The sequence below is a fragment of the Rhizobium sp. P1_B8 genome (assembly GCF_056406515.1).
Genome location: NZ_JBFTZZ010000001.1, coordinates 695,122 through 720,656, shown reverse-complemented (window position 1 = coordinate 720,656; position 25,535 = coordinate 695,122). Strand labels below are relative to the sequence as shown.

Genomic DNA, 25,535 nt, shown 5'->3' with positions numbered 1-25,535 from the left:
GATCAGTTCGAGCCGTAGATGCCCGAGAAGATCTTGAGATCCTGATCGGTATTATTCAGAGCGTCTGCGGCCTTGATCGGCAGGACCTTGATAGTGTCGCGCGCGGGGAAGCCTTCCGGCAGCTTCATGCCGTTGCGAGCCGGGATGTAGCCGAGCTTCAGGAAGCCTTCCTGACCCTTTTCGGAGAGCACGTAATCGACGAATTTCTTGGCGGCATCGGCGTTCTTGGTGCTGGCGAGGATGCCGACCGGCTCGGTGACGGCCGAAACGCCTTCGCTCGGGAACACGAACTCGACCGGCGCGCCCTTGGTCTTCTCGCGGATCGGCAGGTAGTCGACGACCATACCGTAGGCCTTTTCGCCCGAGGCGACGGACTTCAGCACGGCGCCGTTGCCGCCGGCCGCGATCGCACCGTTTTCGGCAAGCGACTTGTAGAAGTCCCAACCGAGGCCGGGAACGGCGGCAAGCGTCTGGGCGTGGATCAGGGCCGCACCCGAGGCAAGCGGGCTCGGCATGGTGACGAGGCCCTTGGCTTCCGGCTTCGTCAGGTCCTTCCAGCTCGCAGGCTTCATCGCGGCCGAGGTGTTATACATGATGCCGGTGGTGATCAGCTTGGTCGAGTAGTAATAGCCGTCGGTGTCATAAAGGGCGGCGTCGTATTGGGCAGCTTCTGGCGACTTGTAGGCCAGGAGCTTGCCGTCTTCCTTCAGGCGCTCCAGCGTCACCACGTCGGCGATGAGGAGGACGTCGGCCACCGGGTTGCCGGCCTGGATCTCGGCCTGGAGCTTCGCCATGATCTTCGGCGTGCCGTCGCGCACCCAGTCGACCTTGATATCGGGATTGGCGGCCATGAAGCCGTCGACCGTCGCCTGCGCGTCCTCGTTCGGCTGGCTAGTATAGAGAACGAGGTTTGCGGCCGAAGCCGGAATGGCAAAGAGGCTCGCAGCGACAAGTGCTGCGGCGGAAACGATCGTTTTCATGGGAAGGATCCTCGATTTCGATACCCCTCCCTTATTAGGGGTCGTTGACAGAGATGTGACAGCGCGCCGCAGCCCACCGGGCCCCGGTTTCACAACCCTCGTTGATGTCCACCGGCTGTGCCCACAATCGGGGCGATCGCCTTTCCCGCAATCTCGCCGGCGTTGTCTTCAACCCTGTGAAAGAGGCGATCATCTGGTATCCTCGCGCGCAAGCGATCTCACACAGGCGTGAACACCCGGCGATTTGCCATTGCCGGGCTTTGCGCTACGTCACTCACGTTTCGATGAAGGAGGAATTTCAATGGAATATCGTCTACTCGGCCGTTCCGGCCTGAAGATTTCGACTTTGACCATGGGCACGATGACCTTCGGAGGCGTCGGCTGGGCGAAGACCGTCGGCGACCTCGGCGTCTCCGAGGCCCGCAAGATGATCGATATATGCATCGATGCCGGCATCAACCTCATCGACACCGCCAATGCCTATTCAGCGGGTGAATGCGAAAACATCATCGGCGATGTGCTCTCCGGCAAGCGGCCGCAGGGCGTGCTGCTCGCCACCAAAGCCCGCTTCGGCATGGGCGACGGCCCGAACGACCAGGGCCTGTCGCGCTACCACCTGATCCGCGAATGCGAGGCGAGCCTCAAGCGTCTGAAGACCGATGTCATCGACCTTTACCAGGTGCATGAATGGGACGGCCAGACGCCGCTGGAAGAGACGATGGAAGCGCTCGACACCCTGATCAGGCAGGGCAAGGTGCGTTACGTCGGCTGCTCAAATTATTCCGGCTGGCACATCATGAAAGCGCTCGGCATCGCCAAAGATCACAGGTACCAACGCTTCGTCAGCCAGCAGATCCATTATACGCTGGAAGCGCGCGACGCCGAATACGAGCTGTTGCCGATCTCGATCGACCAGGGCCTCGGCGTACTGGTCTGGAGCCCGCTCGCCGGCGGTCTGCTGTCCGGCAAGCATCGCCGCAACCAGGCAGCGCCAGAAGGCACGCGCCAGTTCGCCGGTTGGACCGAACCGCCGATCCGTGATGAGAACCGCCTCTGGAACATCGTCGAGACACTGGTCGCGATCGGCGAAGAGCGCGGTGTCTCGGCCGCACAGGTGGCGCTCGCCTGGCTGATCGGCCGCAAGGCGGTCACCTCGGTCATCATCGGCGGCCGCACGGAAGCCCAGTTCCGCGACAACATCGCCGCCGCCGAGCTGAAACTCACGGACGAGGAGCGCAAGCGCCTCGACGCGGTCAGCCTGCCGCCAGTGATCTATCCCTATTGGCACCAGCTGAATACGGTTAGCGACCGGCTTGGTGAAGCCGATCTCGAGCTTTTCGGTCCGCATCTCCAGCAATAGCCGATCATGGATCAAGCATTGCACGGCGAAAGACAGACGTCACAAAAGATGCACTTTCGCCGTGTTATCGTAAAACCCCGCCACCCGCTGCGAGGTTCTCCATGCTGAAGAATTACAAGGTCCTGAAGGGTACGGCGAGCGCCCTTGCCCTCGACGACGACAACGATCCCCATATCGAAATCCGCATTGAGGCGAACGGCATCAGCTACCGTATCGCGCTCAACGTCCGCTCCAAGGAATCGCCGCACGACCTGCTCTACGCCAATATCGTCGACTTCAAGCATTCGTCGCTGACGGAGGCACTCGAGGCGCTGCCGATGGGCCTGACCGACATCCGCAACGACCGTCCGGAGCTTGCCATCGATTATGTCCGGGGCGGGTTGATCGAGCGCGAGGACATGAATGTCGCGCCCTTCCAGCTCTCCGGGCCGAAGAACGACCTGCGTGACTTCATCGAGCCGATCGTCCAGGAAGGCATTGCCGATTCCGACGTGCATTTCTACGCCTTCGGCGAAGCCTGGGGTCCTGAGAACAACAAGCCGGACCAATATTTCCGTTTCGAGCCGGGCAACGGCATCCACGACATTCACATGAACCAGGGCGACGGCGGCAGCTTCAAGGCCACCAACGGGCCGAACCAGGACGGCGCCCTGCTCGTCCATTTCAACGATACCGACGAATGGGCGGCGATCTTCCTCTGCTTCCAGTCGCAGAACTGGAACACCGATGCGGCGACCGGCCATCCGGTTTCCGACAGTCGCGGCGGCCAGGGCCGCGGCGAAGGCACACGCCGGCCGCAGCCGATCGTAGCCTCGTCGTTGCGCATCGTCGCCGCGCTGATCAACCCGGTGAACGGTGAAGGCGGCACCGAGGCCGAAACAGTGACGATCATCAACCGCTCCGACATGCAGGCGTCGCTCGACGGCTGGAAGCTGGAGGACGAAAACGGCAGGACCCAGACGCTATCGGGGTCGTTGAGCGCGGGCGAGCTGCGCACCATAGCGCTCGATGCCGCAGCCGGCGGCCCGCAGCTTGCCAACAGGGGCGGCGACATCATCCTGCGCAATGCCGACGGCGCCGTAGCGGACCGGGTCGGCTACGGCAAGAGCGAGACGGCGAACGAAGGCTGGACGACGATCTTCTGATCGGCGCCCGCCCCTTGACAGCCTGGATCAGCCGCCGATTTCGGCTGAGATCAGCGCGCCCAAGCGGCCGATGCCGTCCTCGATCATCTGCTCGTTGGCGCAGGAGAAGCTGACGCGGAAGGTGTTGGCGCCGGAACCATCGGCGAAGAAAGCCTTGCCGGGCACGAAGGCGACCTTGGCGGTTTCGAGTGATTTCGCCAGCAGCTTGGCGCCGTCCATGCCCTCCGGCAGCGTAATCCAGATGAACATGCCGCCTTCCGGCTTCGTCCAACTGATGCCTTCAGGCATGTATTTTTCGAGTGCGGCCAGCATGCAGTCGCGGCGTTGGCTGTAGGCGGTTTTGATCTTGGCGACCTGCGCATCGAAGCCGCGCTCGGCGACATCTGATATCGCCATCTGGTTGATCGTCGAAGAATGCAGGTCGGCCGCCTGCTTCATCAGCACCAGCTTGCGGATGACGGGCGCATTGGCGACGATGAAGCCGACGCGAAGGCCGGGCGCCAGCGTCTTCGAGAAGCTGCCGCAATAGATCGTGCGCGTATCGTTGATATGGCCCTTCTCGGCGATTTCAAGCGCCAGGATCGGCGGGATCGGATCGCCGTCGTAACGCAGCGACTGATAGGCCGCATCCTCGATGACGGCGATGTCGAGATCTTCCGCCAGCGCCAGGACCTTCTTGCGGCCATCAAGATCGACGGTTTCGCCGGTCGGATTGGAGAAGTCGGCGGAGAGATAGGCGAACTTCACTTTGCCGCCGGCAGCGGAAGCGGCCGCGCGGTAGGACTCGGGCGTCCGGTTGCCGTTCGGCGTCAGTTGGTCGTAGGCCGGTTCATAGGCGTTAAAGGCCTGCAGCGCGCCGAGATAGGTCGGCCATGTCACGAGCGCGGTGTCGTTTGGTGACAGGAAGAGCTTGCCGAGATAATCCAGGCCCTGCTGCGAACCGGAGACGATGAAAACATTGTCGAGCTCGCAGGGAATGCCGAGAGCGGCCATCTGCCCGACCAGCCATTCGCGGAGCGGCTTGTAGCCTTCGCTGACCGAATATTGCAGCGCCGAATTGACAGCGGCGCCGTCGAAGATGTCGGCATAGGCCTGCTTGAACTCCCGATCCGGAAAGAGCGCCGGATCCGGAATGCCGCCGGCAAAAGAGATGATGTCGGGCCTGTCGAGAAGCTTCAGGAGTTCACGGATTTCGGATGCGCGCATGCGCGACGAGCGCGACGCAAACATGGTGTCCCAGTTCAGCATGGGGTTTCCTCGTATTTTCTATACCGTCGACAAACCATGCGGTGGAAATTATGTCAATAATGCTGACCTAATTTCTTGTTATGGTGACAAGTTGGAAATCTTATATTCCAAAGTCTTGGTGCGAGATTAGCGAACGTCTTTGCGACGGCGCTCGATCCCGAATTTGCTGCTCGACGTCAGCCACATCAAGCGATTATTCCTCTGATCAAAGCCGAAACCGGCTGATTCAGACCTTTCCAAGACCAGCTCGGCGGCGGTAGTGTCGCCGCCACTATTCAATTTACTATCAAGGTGCCAGCAATGACCGTAACGTCGGCCTCTCCTGAAATCAAAATCGAACTCCACAAGTCTCCCGTCTCGGAAGCCGATCGCATCCAGGCACTGGAGACGCCCGGCTTCGGCAAGGTCTTCACGGATCATATGGTCCTGGCACGATGGACTGCCGACAAGGGCTGGCACGATGCGAAGGTTACGCCCAGGCGGCCCCTGGAGCTCGATCCTGCGAGCGCCGTGCTGCACTACGCTCAGGAAATCTTCGAGGGCATGAAAGCTTACAAGTCAGACGATGGCCGGATCCTGCTCTTTCGGCCTGAAGAGAACGCACGCCGCTTCGCGCAGTCGGCGACCCGCATGGCGATGCCTCCTGTGCCCGAAGAACTCTTCCTGAAAGCGGTCGAAGAACTGGTCCGCGTTGACAAGGCCTGGATTCCGTCCGGCGACGCCAGCCTGTACCTTCGCCCCTTCATGTTCGCCAATGAGGCGTTTCTCGGCGTTCGTCCGGCTCTGGAATATGTCTTCTGCATCATCGCCTCTCCGGTCGGCGCCTACTTCAAGGGTGGCGCGAAGGCCGTCTCCCTTTGGGTCGAGACCGAATACACCCGTGCAGCCAGCGGCGGCACTGGCGCTGCAAAATGCGGCGGAAACTACGCAGCCAGCCTCGTGGCGCAAGCCGAGGCGTCGAAGAAGGGTTGCGATCAGGTCGTCTTCCTGGACGCCGCAGAGCATCGCTGGGTCGAAGAACTCGGCGGCATGAATGTCTTCTTCGTGATGAACGATGGATCAGTGGTGACCCCGCCCCTTGGTGGCACGATCCTGCCGGGCATCACCCGGGCCTCCGTGATCGTGCTCGCCGAAGAAAGGGGCTTGCGCGTCGAGCAGCGCCCCTACTCGTTAGCGGAATGGCAAGAAGACGCTGCCAGTGGCAGGCTCGTCGAAGCCTTCGCTTGCGGCACTGCCGCAGTCCTGGCGGGCATCGGCCTGGTTCGACATGCCGGCGGCGAGTTTCTGGTCGGAGACGGACAGACCGGCAAGTTGACCAGCGAACTGCGCCAGCAGCTCGTCAGTCTGCAGAAGGGCGTAACGAACGATGAGCACGACTGGACCCGCCTCATCCCGACCTGAACTCCAGACGTTCCACGCGAACGGCGGCGTCAACACCCACATGGTGGGCGCCGCTCTCCGCCTCGCCCGCAAAGTCGTCGGGCTGGCGATATATTCCGCGCGAGCTTTCCAAATGGCTGGCAAGCGAAAAGGACGAAGAAGCCGTCGACAGCTTCATCGCCTATACCGCGACATGCATGGTTGTTTCGCTCGACACGACACTTGCCCGCCGTGCTGCCGAAATAACGGCAACTCATAAATTCGCCACTGCCGATGCGATCATTTATGCGACCGCGGAACACCATGATGCCGATATCCTGCCGTGCGACGCCCATTTCAAGGATCTCGAACGCGCCATCCCTTTCGATAAAAAGACTTATCCTCATGTGACCCAAGCCCTCGACGGCGCAGCACAACGCTTCTATCACAAAATGGAAAATGGTAATCTGGCATCTGAAATGGCTGAAAACCGGCATGTGCGGGCGGCACGAATCCAATGGCGAAAATGACGATCTCGCTTCCGGATCATCTGGCGGAATACGTCGAAAATCGTGTCGCAAGCGGCAGATACAGCAGTGCCGGCGCATTCCTGGCGGAGCTCATTCTGAAGGATCAGCTCCATCACAAACTAGACGACGAAGAACTGCGCAACATCCTGAGGCAGGCTGAGGAAAGCGGCCCGAGCGATCGACGCATTCCCGACATCCTGTCGGAAACGAAGGCCAAGCTGCGTGACAACAACCTATAGGCTGACCCGAACCGCGGACGCCGTGCTATCAGGCATCGACGAATATGCTTGCCTCAACTTCGGCGAGGCGCAGGCAGACGCCTATCTTCTCGACTGGGACAGGATTTTCGTGCTTCTTTCCCACGCTCCCTCCATGGGAGAAGAGTGCGACGAACTCGGTGCTGGCCTTCGCCGGCTCCTCCACATGCGCCACGTCGCCTTCTACCGGGTGGCATCGGAAGGGATTGTCGTCATTGACATCATCGACGCGGACCGGCTTCCCGAAAAACATCTTCAATCCAACCGACGCCCGCGATCGGCCGAACAGCATGCCTCCTGACTGCACCTCCGCCTTCTACGAGGAAAATGCCGAGACGTATGCCAACCGGGCGCGCAGCCTGCCAAAGCAGCGGCTCGATGCCTTCCTCGCTGGCCTTGCACCCGGTGCGGCAATCCTCGAACTCGGCTGCGGCGGCGGGCAGGACAGCGCCTACATGCTGTCGCAGGGTTTCGACGTTATGCCGACGGATGGCTCGGCCAAGCTTGCAAGACAAGCGGAAGTTCTGATCGGCAGACCGGTCAGGGTCATGCTGTTCCAAGAGCTCGACGCCGACAGCGCCTTCGACGGTGTCTGGGCGCAGGCAAGCCTTCTCCACGTCCCGAGGCCCGAGTTGCCCGATGTCTTCGCCCGCATCCGGCGCGCCCTGAGGACAGGCGGCATCATTCATGCGACCTTCAAGGCAGGCGATGCGGAAGGCCATGACGGCTTTGGGCGGTATTACAACTATCCCTCCGCCGAATGGCTGTCGGAGCTTTTGACGAACGGCGGCTGGGGGAACATCGCCATCAGCGAGAGCGACGGCGGCGGCTATGACGGCAAGCCAACCCGCTGGCTGACCGTGAGCGCAGAACGGTAAAGGCCGGAGCTTTCGCCCCGGCCTCCAACCGCAGAATCTTGAAACCGCTTAGTTGACCGACTTGTCGACCAACTTGTTCTTGCCGATCCAGGGCATCATGCCGCGCAGCTTGGCGCCGACTTCCTCGATCTGGTGGCTGTCGTTCATGCGGCGGATGCCCTTGAAGCGCGAGCCGCCGGCACGGTATTCCTGCATCCAATCGGAAGTGAACTTGCCGGTCTGGATGTCCTTGAGCACGCGCTTCATCTCGGCCTTGGTCTCGGCGGTGATGATGCGCGGGCCGGAGACGTATTCGCCCCACTCGGCCGTGTTCGAGATCGAGTAGTTCATGTTGGCGATGCCGCCTTCATAGATCAGGTCGACGATCAGCTTCACCTCGTGCAGGCATTCGAAATAGGCCATTTCAGGCGCGTAGCCGGCTTCAACCAGCGTTTCGAAGCCAGCGCGGATGAGCTCTACCAGACCGCCGCAGAGAACGACCTGTTCGCCGAAGAGGTCGGTTTCGCATTCTTCGCGGAAGTTGGTTTCGATGATGCCCGAGCGACCGCCGCCGACGCCGCAGGCGTAGGAGAGCGCCAGTTCAAGCGCATTGCCGGACGCGTTCTGGTGAACGGCGACGAGGCAGGGAACGCCGCCGCCCTTCTGGTATTCGCCGCGAACCGTATGGCCCGGACCCTTCGGCGCGATCATGACGACGTCGAGCGATGCCTTCGGCTCGATGAGGCCGAAATGAACATTGAGGCCGTGTGCAAAAGCGATCGCAGCGCCGTCGCGGATGTTGCCGGCGATGTCGGCCTTGTAGATGTCGGCCTGAAGTTCGTCAGGCGTAGCCATCATCAGGAGGTCACCCCATTTGGCAGCTTCGGCAACGGTCATGACCTTGAAGCCGTCGGCCTCTGCCTTCTTGATGGTCGGCGAGCCGGCCTTGAGAGCGATGACCACGTTTGCATGGCCGCTGTCCTTGAGGTTCAGCGCGTGCGCGCGACCCTGGGAGCCGTAGCCGACGATGACGACGTTCTTGGACTTGATGAGGTTGAGATCGGCATCACGATCGTAATAGACGCGCATTTGAAGTTCCTTCCCTTTGCTTGTCTTGTTGACTGTCATTAAAGCGGAATCAACCGAGAACCGGCATCTCCGCCAGAACCTTGTCCGTGCCATAAAGCCTGAGGAAGGCGGTGACCGCCCTCTCCGCCTGGCGCGCGGTATCCTTGAGGCCTGGCTCACCGAGCAGCATGCGCACATGCAGGTCGGAAACGATCAAGCCGTAAAGCGTGTGATAAGCCTCGTCGGCATCGGAAAAACGCAGGAGCCCTGCCCTCTTCCCGGCATCGATCAGCGCCATGGCGCGCCGGTCGATCTGGCGACGGCCGCGCTCGAGCAGCAGCTTGCCGAGCTTCGAGCCGTCACGGTTCGACTGGCCGATCGCCAACCGGTTCAGTGCCAGCGAGACGTCGCCGGCGAGCACCTCGAGCAGGTCACGCGCGAAAATGACGACATGGTCGTGCAGGCTCGCCGCCGTCAGCCGCTCTCCATTGCGCTCGAAGGTGCGCACCTTGCTCGCCTGATAGGCAATCATCGCCGATAGCAGACCGTCGCGATCGCCGAACCACTTGTAGAGGCTTTCCTTCGAGCAATTGGCGGCGCGCGCGACGCCCGAAGTCGTCAGCGCCTTCTCGCCGCCATCGACGAGCAATCGCAGCGCCTGCTCCAGAACGGCGTTCTGGCGCGGCGAAAATTCGCTCGGCTCTGCGGTATCGACAGACACGGTCATGACTCCCATATGCGTACCGTACGGTACGGTTCGTGAGGTTTATGCGATAAACCGATCAGGTCGTCAAGAAGTCCAGATAGATTTTTTTAATACGTGAAACCGCGATGAAACACCAGAATTGGATAGGCGCGAATCCTCGGCGACCGCATAATGTCGCGCTATACCATTTGCCCGGAGGCTTCGATGTCACGCCTGTCTGCAGCTCTTCTCCTGCTCGGAGCAATCCTCCTTGGCGGCTCAAGCGCTCTCGCGCAGTCCGACAGCGACGTCTATAACCGCATCGAGGAACTACACGGCGATGCCGCAAGCTTCGACCGGCCGCTGCGCCAACTTGTTCGGGCGATGCGCTCAGGCGACGCCGAGACCATCGCCGGCCTTGCCGAATACCCGCTGACGGTCAAGGCCAACGGCGAGACCTACGACGTCGAGAACGCTGAGGATTTCATCGACAATTTCGACGATCTCGTGACGCCCGAGACGCGCCGCGCTGTCGGACGCCAGCAATACGAGGATCTCTTCGTCAACAGCGACGGCGTCATGATGGCCGGCGGCGCCGTCTGGATGGGCGCGGTCTGCGACGACACCGCCTGCGAGGCGAGCCATTGGGCGATCATCGCGATCAACAACTGAAATCTGGCGATGAGGGAAAGCCGATGAAATACCAGATAGTCACAGCAGTCATCACCACAGCTCTCGCCATGGCCGCAAACGCACAGGCGGCCGAAACGCGCTGCGGCTGGATCGAGAATCCGACGCCCGCCAACTGGTGGCTGGAGGACGCGGAGAACACCTGGACGATCATGACCCAGGGCGACGATGTCGGCGAGGTGGAAGGCATGGAGCTGATCTCAGACATCTCCGAACATGAGTATGTGAGAACCAACGGCAATTACGGCTACGCCTGCGCCTGCATGAGTGTGGAAACCGATGGCAAGGACCGCATCACCCGCATCCTCTCCTTCCGCCAGCTAAAGCTCGCCAAATGCCGTGCCGACAAGGCGCTGAAATTCCCCGGCTGACCAACTCATCGCCCGTATACCGGGTGGTGGCCGCGATCATGGCCCAATCGTCCAGGCAGTCGGTCCGCGAAGAGCCGCAGCCTATGACGCCCTGGCGCAACCAGCGGGGATCGAAAGAGGCTCCGCTGGCATCGTCTTGTCGATCGCGTAAAGCTTTGCGAAACCCGCATCTTCGACCAGCGTCAAGCCCGCCGGCATCAAGGTGCCGACATAGCGGTCGGGGATATCGGCGTTGGCGACGAGGACGAAGTCAAAACGTCTGCGCCAATCCGACAGATAAGGCGTGAAGTTTCTATATTCCTGCATCATTGCCGGGCATGAAAGTACGCCAATCGACACTAGATTGCCCTCAGGAACTGCGATCTCCGACCATGGCGGCAGAACGGAGAGCGGCTGCTTGCCTTTTGCCGTGAAGAGCGTCGGCACGAAAGCATGCGAGAAGGGCACGGCAAGCGTCGGCAGGTGCCGGAAGGTATCCAACCCCCAGGCAAAATGCCGGTTGGAGTGGGCAAGACCGCTCACTGTCTCGGGTTCATGTCCCAGAGGCAGCACGGCTGCACCGCCCGGCACTTTTTTAAGCGCAGTCTCGACGGCGGCAACATCCTTCTGTGCCAGCCACCAGTTCCAGCCAACCCAGCCGGTGCGGCCGAACACTGCGAGATTGATGGTGAGCGCTAGCAGCAGCGCATGCCGGCGCGTGAGATTGGCAAAGGGGCAAACCATCGCCATGGCGACCAGCGCCGTCATGATCGGAAAGCGCCAACTGATCCATCCGGTGCCCAGCATGTGGCGCGGTGAAACACAGGAGAGCAGCAGCAGGCCACAGGCGGCGACGGCAAGCCCCGCATGCATGCGGATATCGCCCGCGCGTATGGCGCGTGTGCAGATGAGGATCAGCGGCAGAACCAGAACGACATCCACCACCGGGACATAGGTTGTGATGGCGGAGAGCAGATTCATGACGATCAGGACAGCGCCGTCATTCCAGGCAAGCCCAAGGCCATTGCCGCCGGCGTTGGGCAGAGCTGCCGTATGAAGGTAGAGCGCAAGCGGCGGCAGGACGCAGGCGCCAAGCGCCAACACCAACCGGCCGGCGAGCCTCATCAGACCCGCCTTCGATCGCACTATGTCGATGCGCCAGGAATATTCGAGGCCGCAGACGATCGCCATATAGAAGGCAAGCGCAAAGATGTGCATCACTGTCAGCAGCAGCGCGGCGGCGAGCCGCCAGGCAAAAAGCAGCGTGGGATTTCCGCCCTGCAGACGGAGATCGACGCAGGCAAAGCCGAGCGCCATGCCGAGGCCGATTTGGAAGTTGATGAAGCCGCCGATCATGGTGGCGCACCAGCCGAGCGACAGCATCGCGGTCTGCCAGTGGTGCCGGCCACCGAAAAGCGCGCGGTGCAGGCCGATCGCCCCGAGTGGCGGCAGCACGATCGCCAGGAAAAGCAAAGCCCGCGCAAGCCTGTCGGCGCCGACAAGCGGCCCCAGCCAGGTGGCCAGAACATCGATCCCGACATTGGTGAAGGTGCGGCTCCAATCGACCGTATAGATCTCAGGAAACGGTTGCTCGCCTATCCCGCCCGAAAGGAGCCAGATACGGGCGTAGTGATTGGCGTAATCGAGAACTGGCGGAAAAGGAAACAGGAGGACCAAAGCCGCGGCAAGCCCGACGAAAGCAACGATCGCAACGGTGGAGTCCTGCCTGGCAATCAATTTCTCAGGCCCGGCAGCGGCCAAAGCTGGCGCAGCAATCCGGTCCATTATCCGATCCGACTGCTCCTTTGCGACCGCGGCTCACCGGATGCAAAGGCCGCATCCAGCGCCGTGCGCCTGTCGCTGGCGCTCATCTCCGAGAAAGCGATCGACAGTTCTGCGTGTTCACTGCCGCGCACGATCGTCTCGACCATGAACATCGGCCGCTTCTTGCTCTCCTGTACCAGCCGGCCGAGATACTCGCCGATGATGCCGATGCAGATCAACTGGATGGCACTGAAGGCGCTGACGGCGGCCATGATCGACGACCAGCCGGTGACCGTTTCGCCCTGCAGCCAACGAACGAAGGTGTAGACGAGCAATGCGATCGCGACGCCGGCGCTCATCATGCCAAGCCATGTGCTGATGCGCAGCGGCGTCGTCGAAAAGCTGGTGATCGCATCCAGCGCGAAATTGATCATCTTGCGCAGCGGATATTTCGTCGTGCCGGCAAAACGGGCGTCGCGCTCGTAGGGAAGCGCCACCTGCCTGCCGCCGATCCAGCTGACCATGCCACGGATAAAGCGATCGCGCTCCGGCATCGCCAGCAGGATATCGACGACGCGACGGCGCATCAGCCGAAAATCACCGGTATCACGGGGGATGGTCACGGAAGCGAGCTTGGACAAAGCGCGATAGAAAAGCGAAGCGGAGGCGAGTTTGAACCAGGTTTCGCCCTGGCGGCGCGTGCGCTGGCCGTAAACGACGTCGGCGCCGCGCTCCATGATCGGTATCATCATCAAAAGCAGCTCAGGCGGATCTTGAAGATCGGCATCGATCAAAAGCACGCGCTCGCCCCGCGACGCGGAAAGACCAGCCGTCGACGCCAGCTGGTGGCCGTGATTGCGCAGAAGACGTATACCGAGCACCTGCGGCACATCAGCCGCCAGACTGGAAATGATCTCCCAGGTGCGGTCGGACGAGCCGTCGTCGACGAGAATGAGCTCGAAGGCGTCGCCGGCAACGCTGTGAGCAGCGGCCGCGGCGCGGCGGCAGAACTCGCGCAGGCCCTCTTCCTCGTTATGACAAGGCGCGACGATGGAAAGAAATGGTATTTGCGTCATGCGGACATCGGCGCCTGCTTGATGGTGGCGCCAGACTAGCGACGAAAGGTCAAACATCCTTTAACGATTGGATGCCTGTCGCAGGGCTATCCTGTCCGCAGCCAGCGGGAAGTCGCTTTGCTTCGACCGATCGGACGACAAATCTCGACAATACATGGCTTCCAGACGCCCGCCGCGCTACTCCGCCGCCATGATGTCGCGAGCGCCGTCGACATCGCGAGCCGGCGAGGCGCCGTAGAGGCGGCTGTATTCGCGGCTGAACTGCGACGGGCTTTGGTAACCGACGCGGTGGCCGGCCGTGCCCGCATCGAGGCGCTCCACGAGCATCAGACGGCGCGCCTCGTGCAGTCGAAGCTGCTTCTGATACTGCACCGGCGTCATCGCCGTGACCGACTTGAAGTGATGATGGAAAGACGACACGCTCATGCTGACGCGCTCGGCAAGGTCTTCGATGCGCAGTGGCCGCGCGAAATTCTCCTTCAGCCATGCCACCGCGCGCGCAACCCTATTGCTGTGGCTGTCTGCAGTGGCGATGTTGATCAGCCGCGCGCCATCCGGCCCGGTCAGCACCCGGTAGAGGATTTCCTGTTCGATCAGCGGCGCCATGGCAGGAATGTCGCCTGGACGATCGAGCAAGCGCAAGAGGCGGACGGCAGCATCCAGGAGCTCAGGCGGAGCGACGTTCACCGCCATCCCGCGCTGCCCGTCGGTATCGGCGGCTGGGCGCGGAATATCGATGCGACTGAGCAACTCCAGCAGCTTTTCGGAATCGATTGCCAGCCCCATGCAGAGATGCGGAACCTCAGGGCTCGCCTCCGTGACGCGCCAGGCGACCGGCAGATCGAGCGAGGTCAGCAGATAGTCGCCAGTCCCATAGCTGATAAGTTCCGCGCCGAGGCGTAGGCTCTTGGCCCCCTGCAGGACAAAGGCAAAACAGGGCCGATAGCTGCTGTGCAGCGGATCGCTGGGCTTGGACCGACGGCTGATGTGAAGATTGCCGATATCAGTCGCGAACTCGCCGTCACCGGTCGCGAAGCGCATCGCGATATCGACAATTTCCTGATAGGGGCTGAAGGGCAAGGTCATGCGGCAACTCTTTCTGTCAACTCTCTGACGCCGGCGATACCGCTCTTATCTAGAGTGCCTTCGCCATTTCGCAAACAGGCTGGCGCCCCACTTTTGCAGGATCGTGCAAAAAGCTGAGAGGATCGCTCTAACCTTCTGCCGCCGTTCCGGGCAATAGTCCACCATCTCTTTCAACCCCCACCCACAATCGAAAAGGATGGTTCCCATGCCTATTGCAAGAGGCTACGCCGCGACCGACGCTTCCAAGCCGCTGACCCCTTTCACCTTCGAACGCCGCGATCCGAACCCCGATGACGTCGTTATCGACATCAAGTTTGCCGGCATCTGCCATTCGGACATCCACACTGTCCGGAACGAATGGAAGAACGCCGTCTATCCGATCGTGCCGGGCCATGAGATCGCCGGCATCGTCTCGGCCGTCGGCTCTGATGTGACCAAGTTCAAGGTCGGCGATCGCGTCGGCGTCGGTTGCTTCGTCGATTCCTGCATCGGCTGCGCCGAGCGCGACCTCGATCGGGAACAGTATATGCCCGGGCTCGCCGGCACCTACAATGACTTCGAAGCCGACCGCAAGACACGCACCCAGGGCGGCTATTCCGACTCGATCGTCGTCAGGGAAGGCTATGTCATGTCCATTCCGGACAATCTGCCGCTCGATGCCTCCGCGCCGCTGCTCTGCGCCGGCATCACGCTCTATTCGCCGCTGCGCCACTGGAATGCCGGCCCCGGCAAGAAGGTCGCGATCGTCGGCATGGGCGGCCTCGGCCATATGGGCGTCAAGCTCGGCGCCGCCATGGGCGCCGATATCACCGTTCTCTCCCAGAGCCTTTCCAAGAAGGAAGATGGGCTGAAGCTCGGCGCCAAGGAATATTACGCCACCAACGACCCGGAAACCTTCACGAAGCTTGCCGGCACGTTCGACCTGATCATCTGCACCGTCAGCGCCGAGATCGACTGGAATGCCTATCTCGGCCTCCTGAAGGTGGATGGTTCCTTCGTGGTAGTCGGCGCGCCGGAAAACCCGATCCCCGTGCATGCCTTCTCGATCATCCCCGGCCGCAAGAGCATTTCGGGCTCGATGATCGGCTCGATCAAGGAAACCCAGGAAATGCTCGACTTCTGCGGCGAGCACAACATTGTCTCCGAGATCGAGAAGATCAACATCCAGCAGGTCAACGAAGCCTATGAACGCGTTCTGAAGAGCGACGTCCGCTACCGCTTCGTCATCGACATCGCCTCGCTGGCGGCTTGAGGAACGAGGGGCGGCTCCCGCGGGGGCCGCCTGTCCATCCGGCGCGGACTGCCTGCAAACGGCCGTCTCGAAGTGTAGGTCGTCAATTCTGGACGGCTAGATAGGCCTCCAACGAAGCCACAATTTTCGACCAGGGGTCTGTATCGAGATAGCAATGAGGTACGCCATCAACGATGACAGGGGTAAAAGGAATGCCACCAGGGGAATTGCGTCTCGATGGCATTCGCCGCCCCAGGAGGTGTTTCCGAGCCCGAGATAATTGCGCAAAGCAAAACAATCGCCCACTCCGTACGTTGCGAGAAGAATGAGCAGCGGTACGTGCACGAGATAGAGAGGGTAGGATATCTCGCCCATCCAGGTGGCGATGCGTTCAAACCGCGCATTTCTTGCCAGACACAAGCCAAACCATATGATCATTGGGTGAGCGGCAAATGTCAGGAGCAGATAGTATTTTCTCTCGGTGAGGACGAATCCCGAATAAAGCACCGCAAGAGCAGCCACCAAAATCCAGCCAGGCCAGGCTGCAAGCCTGATGCGGAAGCCTCGTCGCCAAAGACAACTGAGAAGCACTCCGCCATAGAAAGATGCCAGAACCCGGGGAAAGCCCCCGACAATATCACCCCAAACAGAGCCCGGCGGGTACCGAAAGTACCACAGCGCAACGACGAACGCCGGCGCCGATAACGCGACAATAGAAACGGCCACTCGGAGACGAGCCGCAGTGAATAAAAAGACTGCGTTGGCCACGACTTCAAAGAACAACGACCACGCCGGGCCGTTCAAGGGCAGAATGCCGAGAACAGTGTCCGACGGCGCGGGAAGCATGAGCCGGCTGGCAACGGAGGAAACGGCAAAAGTGCTGAAGCTCCAGTTTTCAAGATGACCAATCAGTGGAAAAACCGAAGCAGCGCCCAGCAACGTGCAAACCAGGTAGGCGGGGTACAATCGCGCAATACGGTGGCTAATGAAGTTTCGGCAGCCGTCCGCCTGCAACAGGCTCTCGCCGTATCTTTCCGCCAAAACGAAGCCGCTTAACATGAAGAAAAGATCGACGGCAGCATAAGCGACGGGAAACGCACTGCTGGAGTGATAGATAAGCACGAGTATTGCGGACGCTCCACGCAACAAGTCGAGCATCCAGAAACGATGCTTTCCGTCAGCAGATACGTCGCTTGTCATGCAAAGATCTCACGCTCTCTTCCCGGCCAGCGAGCTATGGTTATTCGATGTAGAGACCTTTGGCGAGGGAATAGCTCTACATCTACGTTCTCTATGCGTCGCCACACTACTACTTAAATGGGAACAACCCTTAGGCGCAGCAGATATTCGGTGCCGTTGAACGGATCTGGCCCCGAACGCCGCCGCAGGCGCGGCGGGCCGGCGATCGGGGCGTAGTGATCGAAAGAGGTTTCCATGGTCCCCGCCCCGCTGGTCAGGCCCGGCAATTGCTGCTGGACGCTTTGGACCATCTGAGACGCCATGGTGCCCTCGAGCCGGGCGACGCCATCGGCGATCACCGAATCCATCGTCGTCGCTGCCGATTTCGCAAGCAATGTATGCACACCGCTCAAGCTCTCCATGGGCGTTTCGAGATGAAAGCGGTCGATCGGCTCGCAGAGGACGGTCTGCGCGGCCGATAGCGCCATTGCCAGCACCCAAGGCGTGAGCTGCCGGAAATCGGCGGCAGTGCTTGCAGGCGAGCTGTGCCGGGCCGCCGTCATCGCCAAGTGGCAATCGATGACCTGCCAGCCGAAAACGCCCTGCTTCAACGTTTCGAACACGGTTTCTTCGACTGCCCTGTAAAAGCTGGCGGGCATCTGGCCGACATCCACTTCGAGCGCAAAGCTGTTGCCCGCCCCGGGAGGGCGCGGCTCGACGCGCAGGCCGACGGTTGCCAGGAAGGGATTGGGTTCCTTGAAAAGGATCTGCAGGCCGGCCCCGGTCCCGACGGGCCTCTCGACCAGGATGACAGTGCTTTTCTCGAACCTTGCCTCAAGGTTGAAATCCGTCAGCAGGGTCGATTGGATAACCTCCTTCTGCACCTCGCCGTAGAGCGACACGAAGACTTCGTCCGCCTCCTCGTTCCGGCGCAGATTGATCAAGGGATCCTGTTCGGCCATCTGGTTCAGCGCCAGCCAGAGCGCCGCCTTGCCGGAAGGCCGCCGGGCAAGAACCCGGGTTTCGAGCGTAGGTGGCGCGAAATGAGCCCACCCGCCCGCGGGATCTCCGCCCACCGCATCCCCGATGCGGGCACCGGCAAGGCCGCTGATGCGCGCAATCTGCCCGGCGCGGAGGCTCTCGGCGCCATGAACCCGGCCGGCCTCGAACACATGGATGGCGGTCACCCGTTCCGGGCCTCTGGGCAGGTCCAGATATTGCCGAAGCCGCACCGTGCCTGAGGCCAGGTAGATGTAGGAGAGCTTTTCCCCGCCCCAGCCGCGTTCGATCTTGAAGATCTTGCCCGCGACCGGACCATCCGGATTGGGGCGCCGCTCGGGCAGGATCTTCGCAATGGCCGATGCCAGGGCGGGGATGCCGACGCCGGTCATCGCGGCTCCTGCGAAGACGGGATGCACGAGGCCGCTCGCCACCTGATCGGCCAGGCAGCGCCCGAGCCTTTCCTCCGTCAGCCAATCGGGAGCGAGTACATAGTCATCGAGCAGCGCCTCATCGTTTTCCCCGAGGGTCTCGCAGAGCGCCGAAAAGAGCGGCTCGTCTCCCAGAGCAAGCGTCTCCACCCGGACAAGCTTGGCTCCCGCATCGATGACCGAAGACATGGCGATGGGGCGGACCGCCAGCTGCGCGGCAAGGGCCTCGACAACCTCTTGATATCGCGCGCCGAGACGATCGACCTTGTTGACGAAGAAGATGAAGGGAACGCCAAGCCGCCGCAGCGCCCGCACCAGCACCCGCGACTGGGCCTGTACGCCTTCGACCGCCGAAACGACGACGACAGCGGCATCCAGCAATCCGAGCACCCGCTCGACCTCGGCAATGAAATCCGGGTGACCGGGCGTGTCGATGAGATTGACGATCCTGTCGCCGATCGTGAACGACACCACCGCGGCTCTGATCGTGATGCCACGTTGCCGTTCGAGTTCGAGAGTGTCCGTCTGTGTATTGCCGGTATCGACGCTGCCGAGCTTGTCGATGACGCCGGCGTCAAAAAGCAGTCTTTCGGTAAGGCTAGTCTTGCCTGCATCCACATGGGCGAGGATGCCCAGATTCAAAGTGCGCATGAACCACCAACTTCTCAGAATTTCGAATGTGATTTTCGTGAGAAGTGAATCGGCGCATTGGAACCTCTACTCGCTGTAGCTACGGCTGGATGCGTAACCCTGATGGTTTTCGGAAGACGCGGGGCAAACCCTAAGGGCGGATCCGAAGATATGTCAAGTTTGGCTACATCGCTGCTTCGAGGCTTGGCCTCTGAAGGACGGGAGAAGAGTTACCGCTCCTCCCGCATCGTCTCTCGCTGGGTGATTAGCCGGGCGCTGTGCTGGCCGCTCAGATAGATCCACAGCCAGCTCCAGGCGACGGAGAAGCGCGAGCGGGTGCCGATCAGGAAGTAGATATGGGCAAGTCCCCAGATCCACCAGGCGAGCCAGCCCTTCAGCTTGATCCGGCCGAAATCGATGATCGCAGCACTCTTGCCGATCGTCGCCAAGCTGCCCTGATGCCAGTAGCGGAAGGGCGCCGGCGCCGGTTTGCCGGATATGCGGGCGCGGATCACCTTGGCGACGTATCCGCCCTGCTGCTTGGCGGCGGGCGCAATGCCCGGCACCGGCTTGCCGTCCTCGCGCATGACCGATGCGGTATCGCCGACGACGAAGACCTCGGGCAGCCCCGGCGCGCGCAGATCTTTCTCGACCACGACGCGCCCTGCCCGGTCGGCCGTAACACCCAGCCACTGCGCCGCCGGCGAGGCGGTGACGCCGGCTGCCCAGACGATCGTCCGGCTGGCAACGAAGGTCTCGCCGATCTTCACGCCGTCGGCGGTGCACTCGGTCACCGGCTTGCCGAGATGGATCTCGACCCCGAGCTTCTCCAGCGCCTTCTGCGCATAGGCCGAAAGCTCTTCGGCGAAGGTCGGCAGCACCCGCGGGCCGGCCTCGACCAGCACGACGCGGGTCTTGCGCGTGTCGATGTTGCGGAACTCCTTGGGCAGCGTGAAATGCGCGAGCTCGGCAATGATGCCGGCCAACTCGACGCCGGTCGGCCCGGCCCCGACGATGGTGAAGGTCAGCAGCGCGTCGCGCACGGCGGGATCGCTCTCCATCTCCGCTCGCTCGAAGGCGAGCAGCACGCGCCGGCGAATCGTCGTCGCGTCCTCCAGCGTCTTCAGGCCCGGCGCCACCGGCTCCCATTCGTCATGGCCGAAATAGGCATGCGTCGCCCCGGTCGCCAGCACCAGCGTGTCATAGCTGAGAGTCATGCCGTTGCGTAGGGAAACCGTCTTGGCGCCGCTGTCGACGCCCGTGACCTCGCCGAGCAGCACGGTCACGTCAGGCCGGTCGGCATAGAGGCGGCGGATCGGCCAGGCGATCTCGGAGGTGGAGAGAATGGTGGTCGCCACCTGATAGAGCAGCGGCTGGAAGAGATGGTGATTGCGCCGGTCGACCAGAGTGATCTTGACGCCGGCACCCTTCAACCCGTTGACGAGCTGCAGCCCGCCGAAACCGCCGCCGACAACGACGACATGATGATCGCTCATGACCTACCCCTTTGCGCCATTTCGCCAAAGCCAATGTGGCCTTCGCCGCGAAGGTTGCAACTGTCGTTTCGGCATACCTCCCCTGCATCCCGGTCGGTGGAACTGACTCAATCGGCATATCCGACGGGGATCGCCGTGCCGCCCTTCAGGAGCTCCATCGAGATCGAGGCCGAGACGTCGAAGAGCTCGATCTTCCGCACGATCTGCTTATAGATCACATCGTAGTGCTCGACGCGCGGTAGCACGATCTTCAGGATATAATCGTGATTGCCGGTCAGACGGTGCGCCTCGACGATCTCGGGAATGTTACTGATGATCCTGCGGAAGCTTTCCGTCCATTCGTCGGAATGGTGCGCCGTCTTGACCAGGGCGAAAACTGTCGTCGGCACGCCCATCTTTTCCCGGTCGAGCACGACGATACGCCGGGCGATATGGCCGCTCTCCTCCAGCCGCTGGATGCGCCGCGAACAGGCCGACACCGAAAGAGCCACGCGCTCGGCAAGATCGGTCACGGATATGCCCGCATCCTTCTGCAACATGTCCAGAATGCGTCTGTCGCGATCATCAAGCATGTGTGGAACATAATCCTCTCGCCTCCTTTTTGCACGATTTCACAAAATAGCGCAAAATCCCATCACCAATCTGACACGAGAGACAAACAACGCAAACACGCCGCGCCGGGATTGCTGCATCATTTTCGAAGTTCAGAAGCATGGAGAGCATGAAGAAATGGAAACGATCGGCCTTATCGGCGGCATGAGTTTCGAAAGTTCGGCGGTCTATTACCGTGTCGTCAACGAGATGGTGCGTGACCGCAAGGGTGGCCTCGCCTCTGCCGAACTCATCCTGCATTCGGTCAATTTCGAGGAGATCGTCGCGCTTCAGAAGGCCGGCGACTGGGATATGGCTGCCCGCCGCCTCGCCGACGTGGCGCTGCGCCTGCAGATCGCCGGCGCGGGCTGCATCCTCATCTGCACCAACACCATGCATCTGATCGCCGACAAGGTCGCGGAGAAGATCTCCGTGCCACTGATCCACATCATCGACGAGACGGCGAAATCGCTGCATGCGGCCGGCCGCAAGCGCCCGCTGCTGCTCGCCACTCGCTACACGATGGAGCACGGCTTCTACAGCGACCGCATGAAGAGCCTTGGTGTTGATATCATGGTGCCCGATGCTGGCGACCGCACGACCGTGCATGACATCATCTTCAACGAACTCTGCGCCGGCAAGGTGCTCGACAGCTCTCGCGACAAGCTCATGGCGGTGATTGCACACGCCATCGACAACGGCGCCGACAGCATCATTCTCGGCTGCACCGAGATCTGCCTGATCCTCGATCCCGACCATTTGCCGCTGCCGGGCTTCGACACCACCGCGATCCACGCCCGCGCGGCAGTTGATTTCGCACTCGGCACGGACGAAGAGGCGGAAGAGGAAGCCGCCTGACATCAGGGAATTAGTTGACTCAGTCCATTAAATACAGGACAAGATCTCCATCTGGAGATTCTTGTCAGCTTGTTGACACACCTCGTTCTTGACTCGGCGTCATCCTCGGCCTCGTGCCGAGGATCTGCTGCAGATGCTCGGGACAAGCCCGAGCATGACGAGAGAGTAGTTGGCCGACTTTATCAGCGGTCTGACAAGATCTCCATTTGGAGATCATCATGTCTAACCTATCGCTCATCGAAACCGCCCGCGATTTCAACCGCTTCTATACGAACTTCCTAGGCCTCTTGAACAAGGCCTATCTCGACACGCCCTTCACGCTGACCGATGCCCGCATCCTCTTCGAGATTGGCTCGCATGAGGGCATCAGCGCTGTAACGCTTGCCCGCGACCTGCAGCTCGACCCGGCCTATCTCAGCCGCATTCTAAAGCGTTTTCGCGCCGAAGGGCTGATCGAAACCAGTCCTGACCCGGCAGATCTTCGCAGCCAGGTCATCATTGTCACCGATCAGGGACGAGAGACGTTCGAGGAACTCGGCCGACGCTCCAATGCGCAGATCGCCGCTCGTTTCGATCGCTTGGCGACTGGCGAACCGGAGGCCGCCGTCTCCGCCATGCACACGATCCGCGCCCTGCTCGACCCGGCGGCGAAGCCCGCCCCGGCCATCATCCGCGCCCACCGCGCCGGCGATATCGGCTGGATCGTTCAGAGCCAGGGCCGCTTCTACGCAGAAGAGTATGGCTGGGATCTGCGCTTCGAGGCGCTGGTCGCCGAGGTCGCCGGAAAATTCCTCGCCAATTTCGATCCGGCCAAGGAATATTGCTGGATCGCCGAACGCGGCGGCATCAATGTCGGTTCGGTCCTCGTCACCAATGGCGGCGACGGCATCGCCAAGCTCCGCCTGCTCTATGTCGACAAATCAGCCCGCGGCCTCGGGCTCGGCAAACTGCTGGTCGACGAATGCATCCACTTCTCCAGGCAGAAGGGCTACCGCGAACTCTCGCTCTGGACCAACGACATGCTGGAGACCGCCCGCGCCATCTACGTCAAGGCGGGCTTTCGTGTTGTCTCCGAGGAGAGACATAAGATGTTCGGCCCCGAGGCGAACGGCCAGAACTGGGTGCTCGACCTCTGAATTGGCTGCGTCGCAGAAATTTCACTTGATTTGGAAACGTTCATTCCCTAATTAGGCGCCATGACCGTTCCCACTCTCACACCAGAAGCAAAGACCCGCAGCCGTGGCCGTCCGCGCGAGTTCGATATGGACGCAGCACTCGATGCAGCGCTGCGCGTCTTTTCCGAACGCGGCTACCATGCCGCCTCCATCAGCGAATTGACCGAAGCAATGGGCCTTGCTTCGGGGAGCATCTACAAAGCATTCAAGGATAAGCGCGGCATCTTTCTCGCTGCTTTCGCCCATTATCGAAAACTCGGCCGACGGCGGCTGGAAGCGATGATCGCGTCTGCGAAGACCGGTCGCGAGAAGGTCTTCCAGATGGTGATGTATTATACCGAGCTCTCCTATGGCGAAGCCGGCCGCAAAGGCTGTCTCGTCGTTGGCGGCGCCAACGACTTCGCCCTGCTTGACGAAGAAGCCGCTGCCCACGTCGTGACGGCCTTTGCCGCGGACGAAAAGCTGATGGCCGATCTCATCCGCACCGGCCAGGCAGATGGCACCATTCCGAAGACAGTAGACCCGGATGCCGCCGCCCTCGCCTTCCTCTGCTTTACCAAGGGCCTACGCGTCATCGGCAAAACGGGACGCAGCAGAGAAGAGATGATGTCTGCGGCCGAGGCCGCGATGAAGCTCGTGACCTGAACAGTCCACACCGTGGACGAGAGAAATACCGGCATTCGGTCAAGGATCGGGTGGCCGCAGCCAGCATTTTGCATTCAATCCTTTCAATCTTTGAATACCGGAGTTTCTGATGAGCATTTCAGCCACCACGCCGGATGAGGCCATTCCCAGGGCGCTATCCCCCTGGCTAACCTTCCTTTTCGCCGCCGCCTGCGGGCTGGTGGCCGCCAATCTCTATTACGGCCAGCCGCTGGCCGGCCCGATCAGTGCCGATCTCGGCTTCACGCCTGCCGCCACCGGTCTGATCGTCACGCTGACGCAGATCGGCTACGGCCTCGGCCTGCTGCTGATCGTGCCGCTCGGCGACCTCACCGAAAACCGCCGTCTGGTGTTGATGCTGATCGCCGTCTCCGCCGTCGCGCTCATCGGCGCGGCATTGTCGTCGACGCCCACGGCCTTCCTCGTCGCCTCGCTCTCTATCGGTCTTTCATCGGTCGCAGTTCAGGTCCTGGTTCCCTTCGCTGCCAACATGGCGCCGGATGCAACGCGCGGCCAGGTCGTCGGCAACGTCATGAGCGGCCTGCTCTGCGGCATCATGCTCGCCCGCCCCTTCGCAAGCTTCGTCGCCGAGGCCTCCTCCTGGCACGTGGTCTATTACGTCACCGCAGCGCTCATGCTCGTGCTCGCCGTCGTCTTGCGCATCAACCTGCCGGTTCGCCTGCCGAAAACGAAGCTGCGCTATGGCGAGCTGCTCGCCTCGATGGGCCATCTGGCGCTCACCTCGCGCGTGCTGCAGCGCCGGGCGCTCTATCAGGCCGGCATGTTCGGCGCCTTCAGCCTGTTCTGGACGACGACGCCGCTGCTGCTCGCAAGCCCGGCCTTCGGCCTGACGCAGAACGGCATTGCCCTCTTCGCACTTGCAGGCGCGGCCGGCGCCGTCGCTTCGCCGATCGCCGGCCGGCTTGCCGACCGCGGCATGACGAAGATCGCCTCGACGCTTGCCATGCTGCTCGGCATGGCTGCCTTCCTGATCGGCCATTTCGCCAGCGATGGCTCGCTTGGTGCTTTGCTGCTCTTGACGGCAGCGGCAATCCTTCTCGATTTCGGCGTGACCACCAATCTCGTCTGCGGCCAGCGCGCCATCTATGCGCTGAACCCGGAACACCGCAGCCGGCTCAACGGCCTCTTCATGGCAACCTTCTTTGCCGGCGGCGCGCTCGGCTCGGCGCTCGGCGGCTGGGCCTATGCGACCGGAGGCTGGACAATGACGGCCTGGATCGGCTTCTGCTTCCCGGCGTTGGCCTTCCTGCTGTTCCTGACGGAAGGACGCGGCAAGTAGAGGAAAGCGGCCTATTTGTCGGCGGAATCAAATTGAGAACGGGCGGCGCGAACGGCAACGTGGTTCGCTTCCGCCCAGTTCAGAAGCTGCGACAGCGGCTGGTAGAGGGAGCGTCCGAGTTCGGTCATCGAATATTCGACGCTCGGCGGCTTGGTCGGGAATACCTCGCGGTCGATATAACCATCCCTCTGCAGGTCGCGCAGCGTCTGCGTCAGCATGCGCTGCGAAATATCGGGGATCATCCGCCGCAGCTCGCCAAAGCGATAAGGCCGATCCGCCAGCACCTCGAGTAGCAGCGTCGACCATTTGCCGCCGATCTGCTGCATCATGTCCCTGACCGGGCAATTGCCGAAATCGAGGCCGGCGAGATCGATCTCGCGCCGCGCCCCCGGCACCCTGTTCTTCAGACTAACGACCGCACCGCTCATCTGCTGGTTCCCTTTTGGTAACGTAGAGCTGAAAAACTGCCTCCTTTACACTGCCTAGTCAATTCCTATTCTAGTGTTACTCTCTTTTCGAGACCACCT

At 61.4% G+C, this 25,535-nt stretch carries 25 protein-coding genes and 1 pseudogene; 14 read left to right on the top strand and 12 right to left on the bottom strand.

Translation table 11 applies throughout. The features are described from left to right. Nucleotides 1-2: 2 nt before the first annotated feature. Nucleotides 3-980, bottom strand: a complete 978-nt coding sequence (locus AC1D2N_RS03410; RefSeq protein WP_130729221.1) for an ABC transporter substrate-binding protein — start codon at nt 978-980, stop codon at nt 3-5. Between the two features lie 301 nt (nt 981-1,281). On the opposite strand from AC1D2N_RS03410, the gene AC1D2N_RS03405 reads away from it, so the two are divergent. Together AC1D2N_RS03405 and AC1D2N_RS03400 are read left to right on the top strand one after the other, a co-directional pair. Then, entirely contained in the window at nt 1,282-2,340 is a 1,059-nt protein-coding gene (locus AC1D2N_RS03405; RefSeq protein ID WP_018242758.1) for an aldo/keto reductase, read from the top strand. Nucleotides 2,341-2,441: 101 nt separating this feature from the next. Continuing rightward, complete coding sequence (locus AC1D2N_RS03400) at nt 2,442-3,485, top strand: DUF2278 family protein (RefSeq protein WP_018242759.1); 1,044 nt, start codon at nt 2,442-2,444, stop codon at nt 3,483-3,485. A gap of 27 nt (nt 3,486-3,512) precedes the next feature. Here AC1D2N_RS03400 and AC1D2N_RS03395 read toward each other — a convergent pair whose 3' ends face one another. Further along, complete coding sequence (locus AC1D2N_RS03395) at nt 3,513-4,733, bottom strand: aminotransferase-like domain-containing protein (protein ID WP_018242760.1); 1,221 nt, start codon at nt 4,731-4,733, stop codon at nt 3,513-3,515. A gap of 300 nt (nt 4,734-5,033) precedes the next feature. On the opposite strand from AC1D2N_RS03395, the gene AC1D2N_RS03390 reads away from it, so the two are divergent. The 5 genes and pseudogenes from AC1D2N_RS03390 (at nt 5,034) to AC1D2N_RS03370 (ending at nt 7,757) form a co-directional block, all read left to right on the top strand. After that, nucleotides 5,034-6,134: a branched-chain amino acid aminotransferase gene (locus AC1D2N_RS03390; RefSeq protein WP_130729222.1), complete on the top strand. Its 1,101-nt coding sequence runs from the start codon at nt 5,034-5,036 to the stop codon at nt 6,132-6,134. 101 nt (nt 6,135-6,235) lie between these two features. Further along, nucleotides 6,236-6,487: pseudogene (locus tag AC1D2N_RS03385) on the top strand (PIN domain-containing protein); the annotation flags it as partial. A 122-nt stretch (nt 6,488-6,609) separates the two neighbouring features. Further along, nucleotides 6,610-6,861 carry a ribbon-helix-helix domain-containing protein gene (locus AC1D2N_RS03380; RefSeq protein WP_018242765.1) on the top strand — a complete coding sequence of 84 codons (252 nt, stop codon included), beginning with the start codon at nt 6,610-6,612 and terminating at the stop codon, nt 6,859-6,861. Then, entirely contained in the window at nt 6,845-7,180 is a 336-nt protein-coding gene (locus AC1D2N_RS03375) for a type II toxin-antitoxin system RelE/ParE family toxin (RefSeq protein ID WP_018242766.1), read from the top strand. The genes AC1D2N_RS03380 and AC1D2N_RS03375 overlap by 17 nt, the downstream gene beginning before the upstream one ends. After that, nucleotides 7,170-7,757: a class I SAM-dependent methyltransferase gene (locus AC1D2N_RS03370; RefSeq protein WP_130729224.1), complete on the top strand. Its 588-nt coding sequence runs from the start codon at nt 7,170-7,172 to the stop codon at nt 7,755-7,757. The genes AC1D2N_RS03375 and AC1D2N_RS03370 overlap by 11 nt, the downstream gene beginning before the upstream one ends. Before the next feature lie 48 nt (nt 7,758-7,805). On the opposite strand, the gene ilvC is transcribed toward AC1D2N_RS03370, so the two are convergent. Beyond that, nucleotides 7,806-8,825, bottom strand: coding sequence for a ketol-acid reductoisomerase (ilvC, locus tag AC1D2N_RS03365; protein ID WP_130729225.1), 1,020 nt, complete (start codon nt 8,823-8,825; stop codon nt 7,806-7,808). A gap of 49 nt (nt 8,826-8,874) precedes the next feature. Beyond that, nucleotides 8,875-9,540: a TetR/AcrR family transcriptional regulator gene (locus AC1D2N_RS03360; protein ID WP_183619152.1), complete on the bottom strand. Its 666-nt coding sequence runs from the start codon at nt 9,538-9,540 to the stop codon at nt 8,875-8,877. Nucleotides 9,541-9,681: 141 nt separating this feature from the next. On the opposite strand from AC1D2N_RS03360, the gene AC1D2N_RS03355 reads away from it, so the two are divergent. Both AC1D2N_RS03355 and AC1D2N_RS03350 read left to right on the top strand, forming a co-directional pair. Beyond that, complete coding sequence (locus AC1D2N_RS03355) at nt 9,682-10,161, top strand: hypothetical protein (RefSeq protein WP_196251477.1); 480 nt, start codon at nt 9,682-9,684, stop codon at nt 10,159-10,161. A 23-nt stretch (nt 10,162-10,184) separates the two neighbouring features. Then, complete coding sequence (locus AC1D2N_RS03350; RefSeq protein ID WP_130717113.1) at nt 10,185-10,550, top strand: DUF4087 domain-containing protein; 366 nt, start codon at nt 10,185-10,187, stop codon at nt 10,548-10,550. Nucleotides 10,551-10,631: 81 nt separating this feature from the next. On the opposite strand, the gene AC1D2N_RS03345 is transcribed toward AC1D2N_RS03350, so the two are convergent. From AC1D2N_RS03345 to AC1D2N_RS03335, 3 genes are all read right to left on the bottom strand, one after another. Further along, entirely contained in the window at nt 10,632-12,314 is a 1,683-nt protein-coding gene (locus tag AC1D2N_RS03345; protein WP_130717115.1) for a hypothetical protein, read from the bottom strand. Continuing rightward, entirely contained in the window at nt 12,314-13,369 is a 1,056-nt protein-coding gene (locus tag AC1D2N_RS03340; protein WP_130717117.1) for a glycosyltransferase family 2 protein, read from the bottom strand. Before AC1D2N_RS03340 ends, AC1D2N_RS03345 begins: the two co-directional genes overlap by 1 nt. Nucleotides 13,370-13,546: 177 nt before the next feature. Beyond that, entirely contained in the window at nt 13,547-14,455 is a 909-nt protein-coding gene (locus AC1D2N_RS03335; protein WP_130729226.1) for an AraC family transcriptional regulator, read from the bottom strand. A gap of 205 nt (nt 14,456-14,660) precedes the next feature. Here AC1D2N_RS03335 and AC1D2N_RS03330 point away from each other — a divergent pair, with 205 nt between their 5' ends. Then, entirely contained in the window at nt 14,661-15,707 is a 1,047-nt protein-coding gene (locus AC1D2N_RS03330; protein ID WP_018242772.1) for an NAD(P)-dependent alcohol dehydrogenase, read from the top strand. A 96-nt stretch (nt 15,708-15,803) separates the two neighbouring features. Here AC1D2N_RS03330 and AC1D2N_RS03325 read toward each other — a convergent pair whose 3' ends face one another. From AC1D2N_RS03325 to AC1D2N_RS03310, 4 genes are all read right to left on the bottom strand, one after another. Continuing rightward, nucleotides 15,804-16,886, bottom strand: a complete 1,083-nt coding sequence (locus AC1D2N_RS03325) for an acyltransferase family protein (protein ID WP_130729227.1) — start codon at nt 16,884-16,886, stop codon at nt 15,804-15,806. Nucleotides 16,887-16,999: 113 nt separating this feature from the next. Next, complete coding sequence (locus AC1D2N_RS03320; protein WP_130729228.1) at nt 17,000-18,946, bottom strand: elongation factor G; 1,947 nt, start codon at nt 18,944-18,946, stop codon at nt 17,000-17,002. A 209-nt stretch (nt 18,947-19,155) separates the two neighbouring features. Then, nucleotides 19,156-20,421, bottom strand: coding sequence for an NAD(P)/FAD-dependent oxidoreductase (locus AC1D2N_RS03315; protein ID WP_130729229.1), 1,266 nt, complete (start codon nt 20,419-20,421; stop codon nt 19,156-19,158). A 107-nt stretch (nt 20,422-20,528) separates the two neighbouring features. Then, the gene (locus AC1D2N_RS03310) at nt 20,529-20,993 is read right to left on the bottom strand and encodes an Lrp/AsnC family transcriptional regulator (protein ID WP_075224071.1); all 465 of its coding nucleotides are present in this window, start codon (nt 20,991-20,993) and stop codon (nt 20,529-20,531) included. 157 nt (nt 20,994-21,150) lie between these two features. On the opposite strand from AC1D2N_RS03310, the gene AC1D2N_RS03305 reads away from it, so the two are divergent. The 4 genes from AC1D2N_RS03305 to AC1D2N_RS03290 all read left to right on the top strand — a co-directional run bounded on the left by AC1D2N_RS03305 (nt 21,151) and on the right by AC1D2N_RS03290 (nt 25,008). Further along, complete coding sequence (locus tag AC1D2N_RS03305; protein ID WP_130729230.1) at nt 21,151-21,870, top strand: aspartate/glutamate racemase family protein; 720 nt, start codon at nt 21,151-21,153, stop codon at nt 21,868-21,870. Between the two features lie 218 nt (nt 21,871-22,088). Next, nucleotides 22,089-23,006 (top strand): bifunctional helix-turn-helix transcriptional regulator/GNAT family N-acetyltransferase, encoded by a 918-nt coding sequence (locus AC1D2N_RS03300; RefSeq protein WP_130729231.1) that lies wholly within the window; start codon nt 22,089-22,091, stop codon nt 23,004-23,006. Between the two features lie 60 nt (nt 23,007-23,066). Beyond that, nucleotides 23,067-23,690 (top strand): TetR/AcrR family transcriptional regulator, encoded by a 624-nt coding sequence (locus AC1D2N_RS03295; protein WP_130729232.1) that lies wholly within the window; start codon nt 23,067-23,069, stop codon nt 23,688-23,690. A 109-nt stretch (nt 23,691-23,799) separates the two neighbouring features. After that, nucleotides 23,800-25,008: an MFS transporter gene (locus AC1D2N_RS03290; RefSeq protein WP_130729233.1), complete on the top strand. Its 1,209-nt coding sequence runs from the start codon at nt 23,800-23,802 to the stop codon at nt 25,006-25,008. 11 nt (nt 25,009-25,019) lie between these two features. Here the strand turns inward: AC1D2N_RS03290 and AC1D2N_RS03285 are convergent, their stop codons facing one another. Continuing rightward, nucleotides 25,020-25,436 carry a winged helix-turn-helix transcriptional regulator gene (locus tag AC1D2N_RS03285; RefSeq protein WP_130729234.1) on the bottom strand — a complete coding sequence of 139 codons (417 nt, stop codon included), beginning with the start codon at nt 25,434-25,436 and terminating at the stop codon, nt 25,020-25,022. Between the last annotated feature and the right edge of the window lie 99 nt (nt 25,437-25,535).

What these genes read in the sequence shown, in the direction of transcription:
- AC1D2N_RS03410 (WP_130729221.1), bottom strand. Translation starts at nt 980, where the DNA reads ATGAAAACGATCGTTTCCGCCGCAGCACTTGTCGCTGCGAGCCTCTTT.
- AC1D2N_RS03405 (WP_018242758.1), top strand. Translation starts at nt 1,282, where the DNA reads ATGGAATATCGTCTACTCGGCCGTTCCGGCCTGAAGATTTCGACTTTG.
- AC1D2N_RS03400 (WP_018242759.1), top strand. Translation starts at nt 2,442, where the DNA reads ATGCTGAAGAATTACAAGGTCCTGAAGGGTACGGCGAGCGCCCTTGCC.
- AC1D2N_RS03395 (WP_018242760.1), bottom strand. Translation starts at nt 4,733, where the DNA reads ATGCTGAACTGGGACACCATGTTTGCGTCGCGCTCGTCGCGCATGCGC.
- AC1D2N_RS03390 (WP_130729222.1), top strand. Translation starts at nt 5,034, where the DNA reads ATGACCGTAACGTCGGCCTCTCCTGAAATCAAAATCGAACTCCACAAG.
- AC1D2N_RS03380 (WP_018242765.1), top strand. Translation starts at nt 6,610, where the DNA reads ATGGCGAAAATGACGATCTCGCTTCCGGATCATCTGGCGGAATACGTC.
- AC1D2N_RS03370 (WP_130729224.1), top strand. Translation starts at nt 7,170, where the DNA reads ATGCCTCCTGACTGCACCTCCGCCTTCTACGAGGAAAATGCCGAGACG.
- ilvC (WP_130729225.1), bottom strand. Translation starts at nt 8,825, where the DNA reads ATGCGCGTCTATTACGATCGTGATGCCGATCTCAACCTCATCAAGTCC.
- AC1D2N_RS03360 (WP_183619152.1), bottom strand. Translation starts at nt 9,540, where the DNA reads ATGGGAGTCATGACCGTGTCTGTCGATACCGCAGAGCCGAGCGAATTT.
- AC1D2N_RS03355 (WP_196251477.1), top strand. Translation starts at nt 9,682, where the DNA reads ATGTCGCGCTATACCATTTGCCCGGAGGCTTCGATGTCACGCCTGTCT.
- AC1D2N_RS03350 (WP_130717113.1), top strand. Translation starts at nt 10,185, where the DNA reads ATGAAATACCAGATAGTCACAGCAGTCATCACCACAGCTCTCGCCATG.
- AC1D2N_RS03345 (WP_130717115.1), bottom strand. Translation starts at nt 12,314, where the DNA reads ATGGACCGGATTGCTGCGCCAGCTTTGGCCGCTGCCGGGCCTGAGAAA.
- AC1D2N_RS03340 (WP_130717117.1), bottom strand. Translation starts at nt 13,369, where the DNA reads ATGACGCAAATACCATTTCTTTCCATCGTCGCGCCTTGTCATAACGAG.
- AC1D2N_RS03335 (WP_130729226.1), bottom strand. Translation starts at nt 14,455, where the DNA reads ATGACCTTGCCCTTCAGCCCCTATCAGGAAATTGTCGATATCGCGATG.
- AC1D2N_RS03330 (WP_018242772.1), top strand. Translation starts at nt 14,661, where the DNA reads ATGCCTATTGCAAGAGGCTACGCCGCGACCGACGCTTCCAAGCCGCTG.
- AC1D2N_RS03325 (WP_130729227.1), bottom strand. Translation starts at nt 16,886, where the DNA reads ATGACAAGCGACGTATCTGCTGACGGAAAGCATCGTTTCTGGATGCTC.
- AC1D2N_RS03320 (WP_130729228.1), bottom strand. Translation starts at nt 18,946, where the DNA reads ATGCGCACTTTGAATCTGGGCATCCTCGCCCATGTGGATGCAGGCAAG.
- AC1D2N_RS03315 (WP_130729229.1), bottom strand. Translation starts at nt 20,421, where the DNA reads ATGAGCGATCATCATGTCGTCGTTGTCGGCGGCGGTTTCGGCGGGCTG.
- AC1D2N_RS03310 (WP_075224071.1), bottom strand. Translation starts at nt 20,993, where the DNA reads ATGCTTGATGATCGCGACAGACGCATTCTGGACATGTTGCAGAAGGAT.
- AC1D2N_RS03305 (WP_130729230.1), top strand. Translation starts at nt 21,151, where the DNA reads ATGGAAACGATCGGCCTTATCGGCGGCATGAGTTTCGAAAGTTCGGCG.
- AC1D2N_RS03300 (WP_130729231.1), top strand. Translation starts at nt 22,089, where the DNA reads ATGTCTAACCTATCGCTCATCGAAACCGCCCGCGATTTCAACCGCTTC.
- AC1D2N_RS03295 (WP_130729232.1), top strand. Translation starts at nt 23,067, where the DNA reads ATGACCGTTCCCACTCTCACACCAGAAGCAAAGACCCGCAGCCGTGGC.
- AC1D2N_RS03290 (WP_130729233.1), top strand. Translation starts at nt 23,800, where the DNA reads ATGAGCATTTCAGCCACCACGCCGGATGAGGCCATTCCCAGGGCGCTA.
- AC1D2N_RS03285 (WP_130729234.1), bottom strand. Translation starts at nt 25,436, where the DNA reads ATGAGCGGTGCGGTCGTTAGTCTGAAGAACAGGGTGCCGGGGGCGCGG.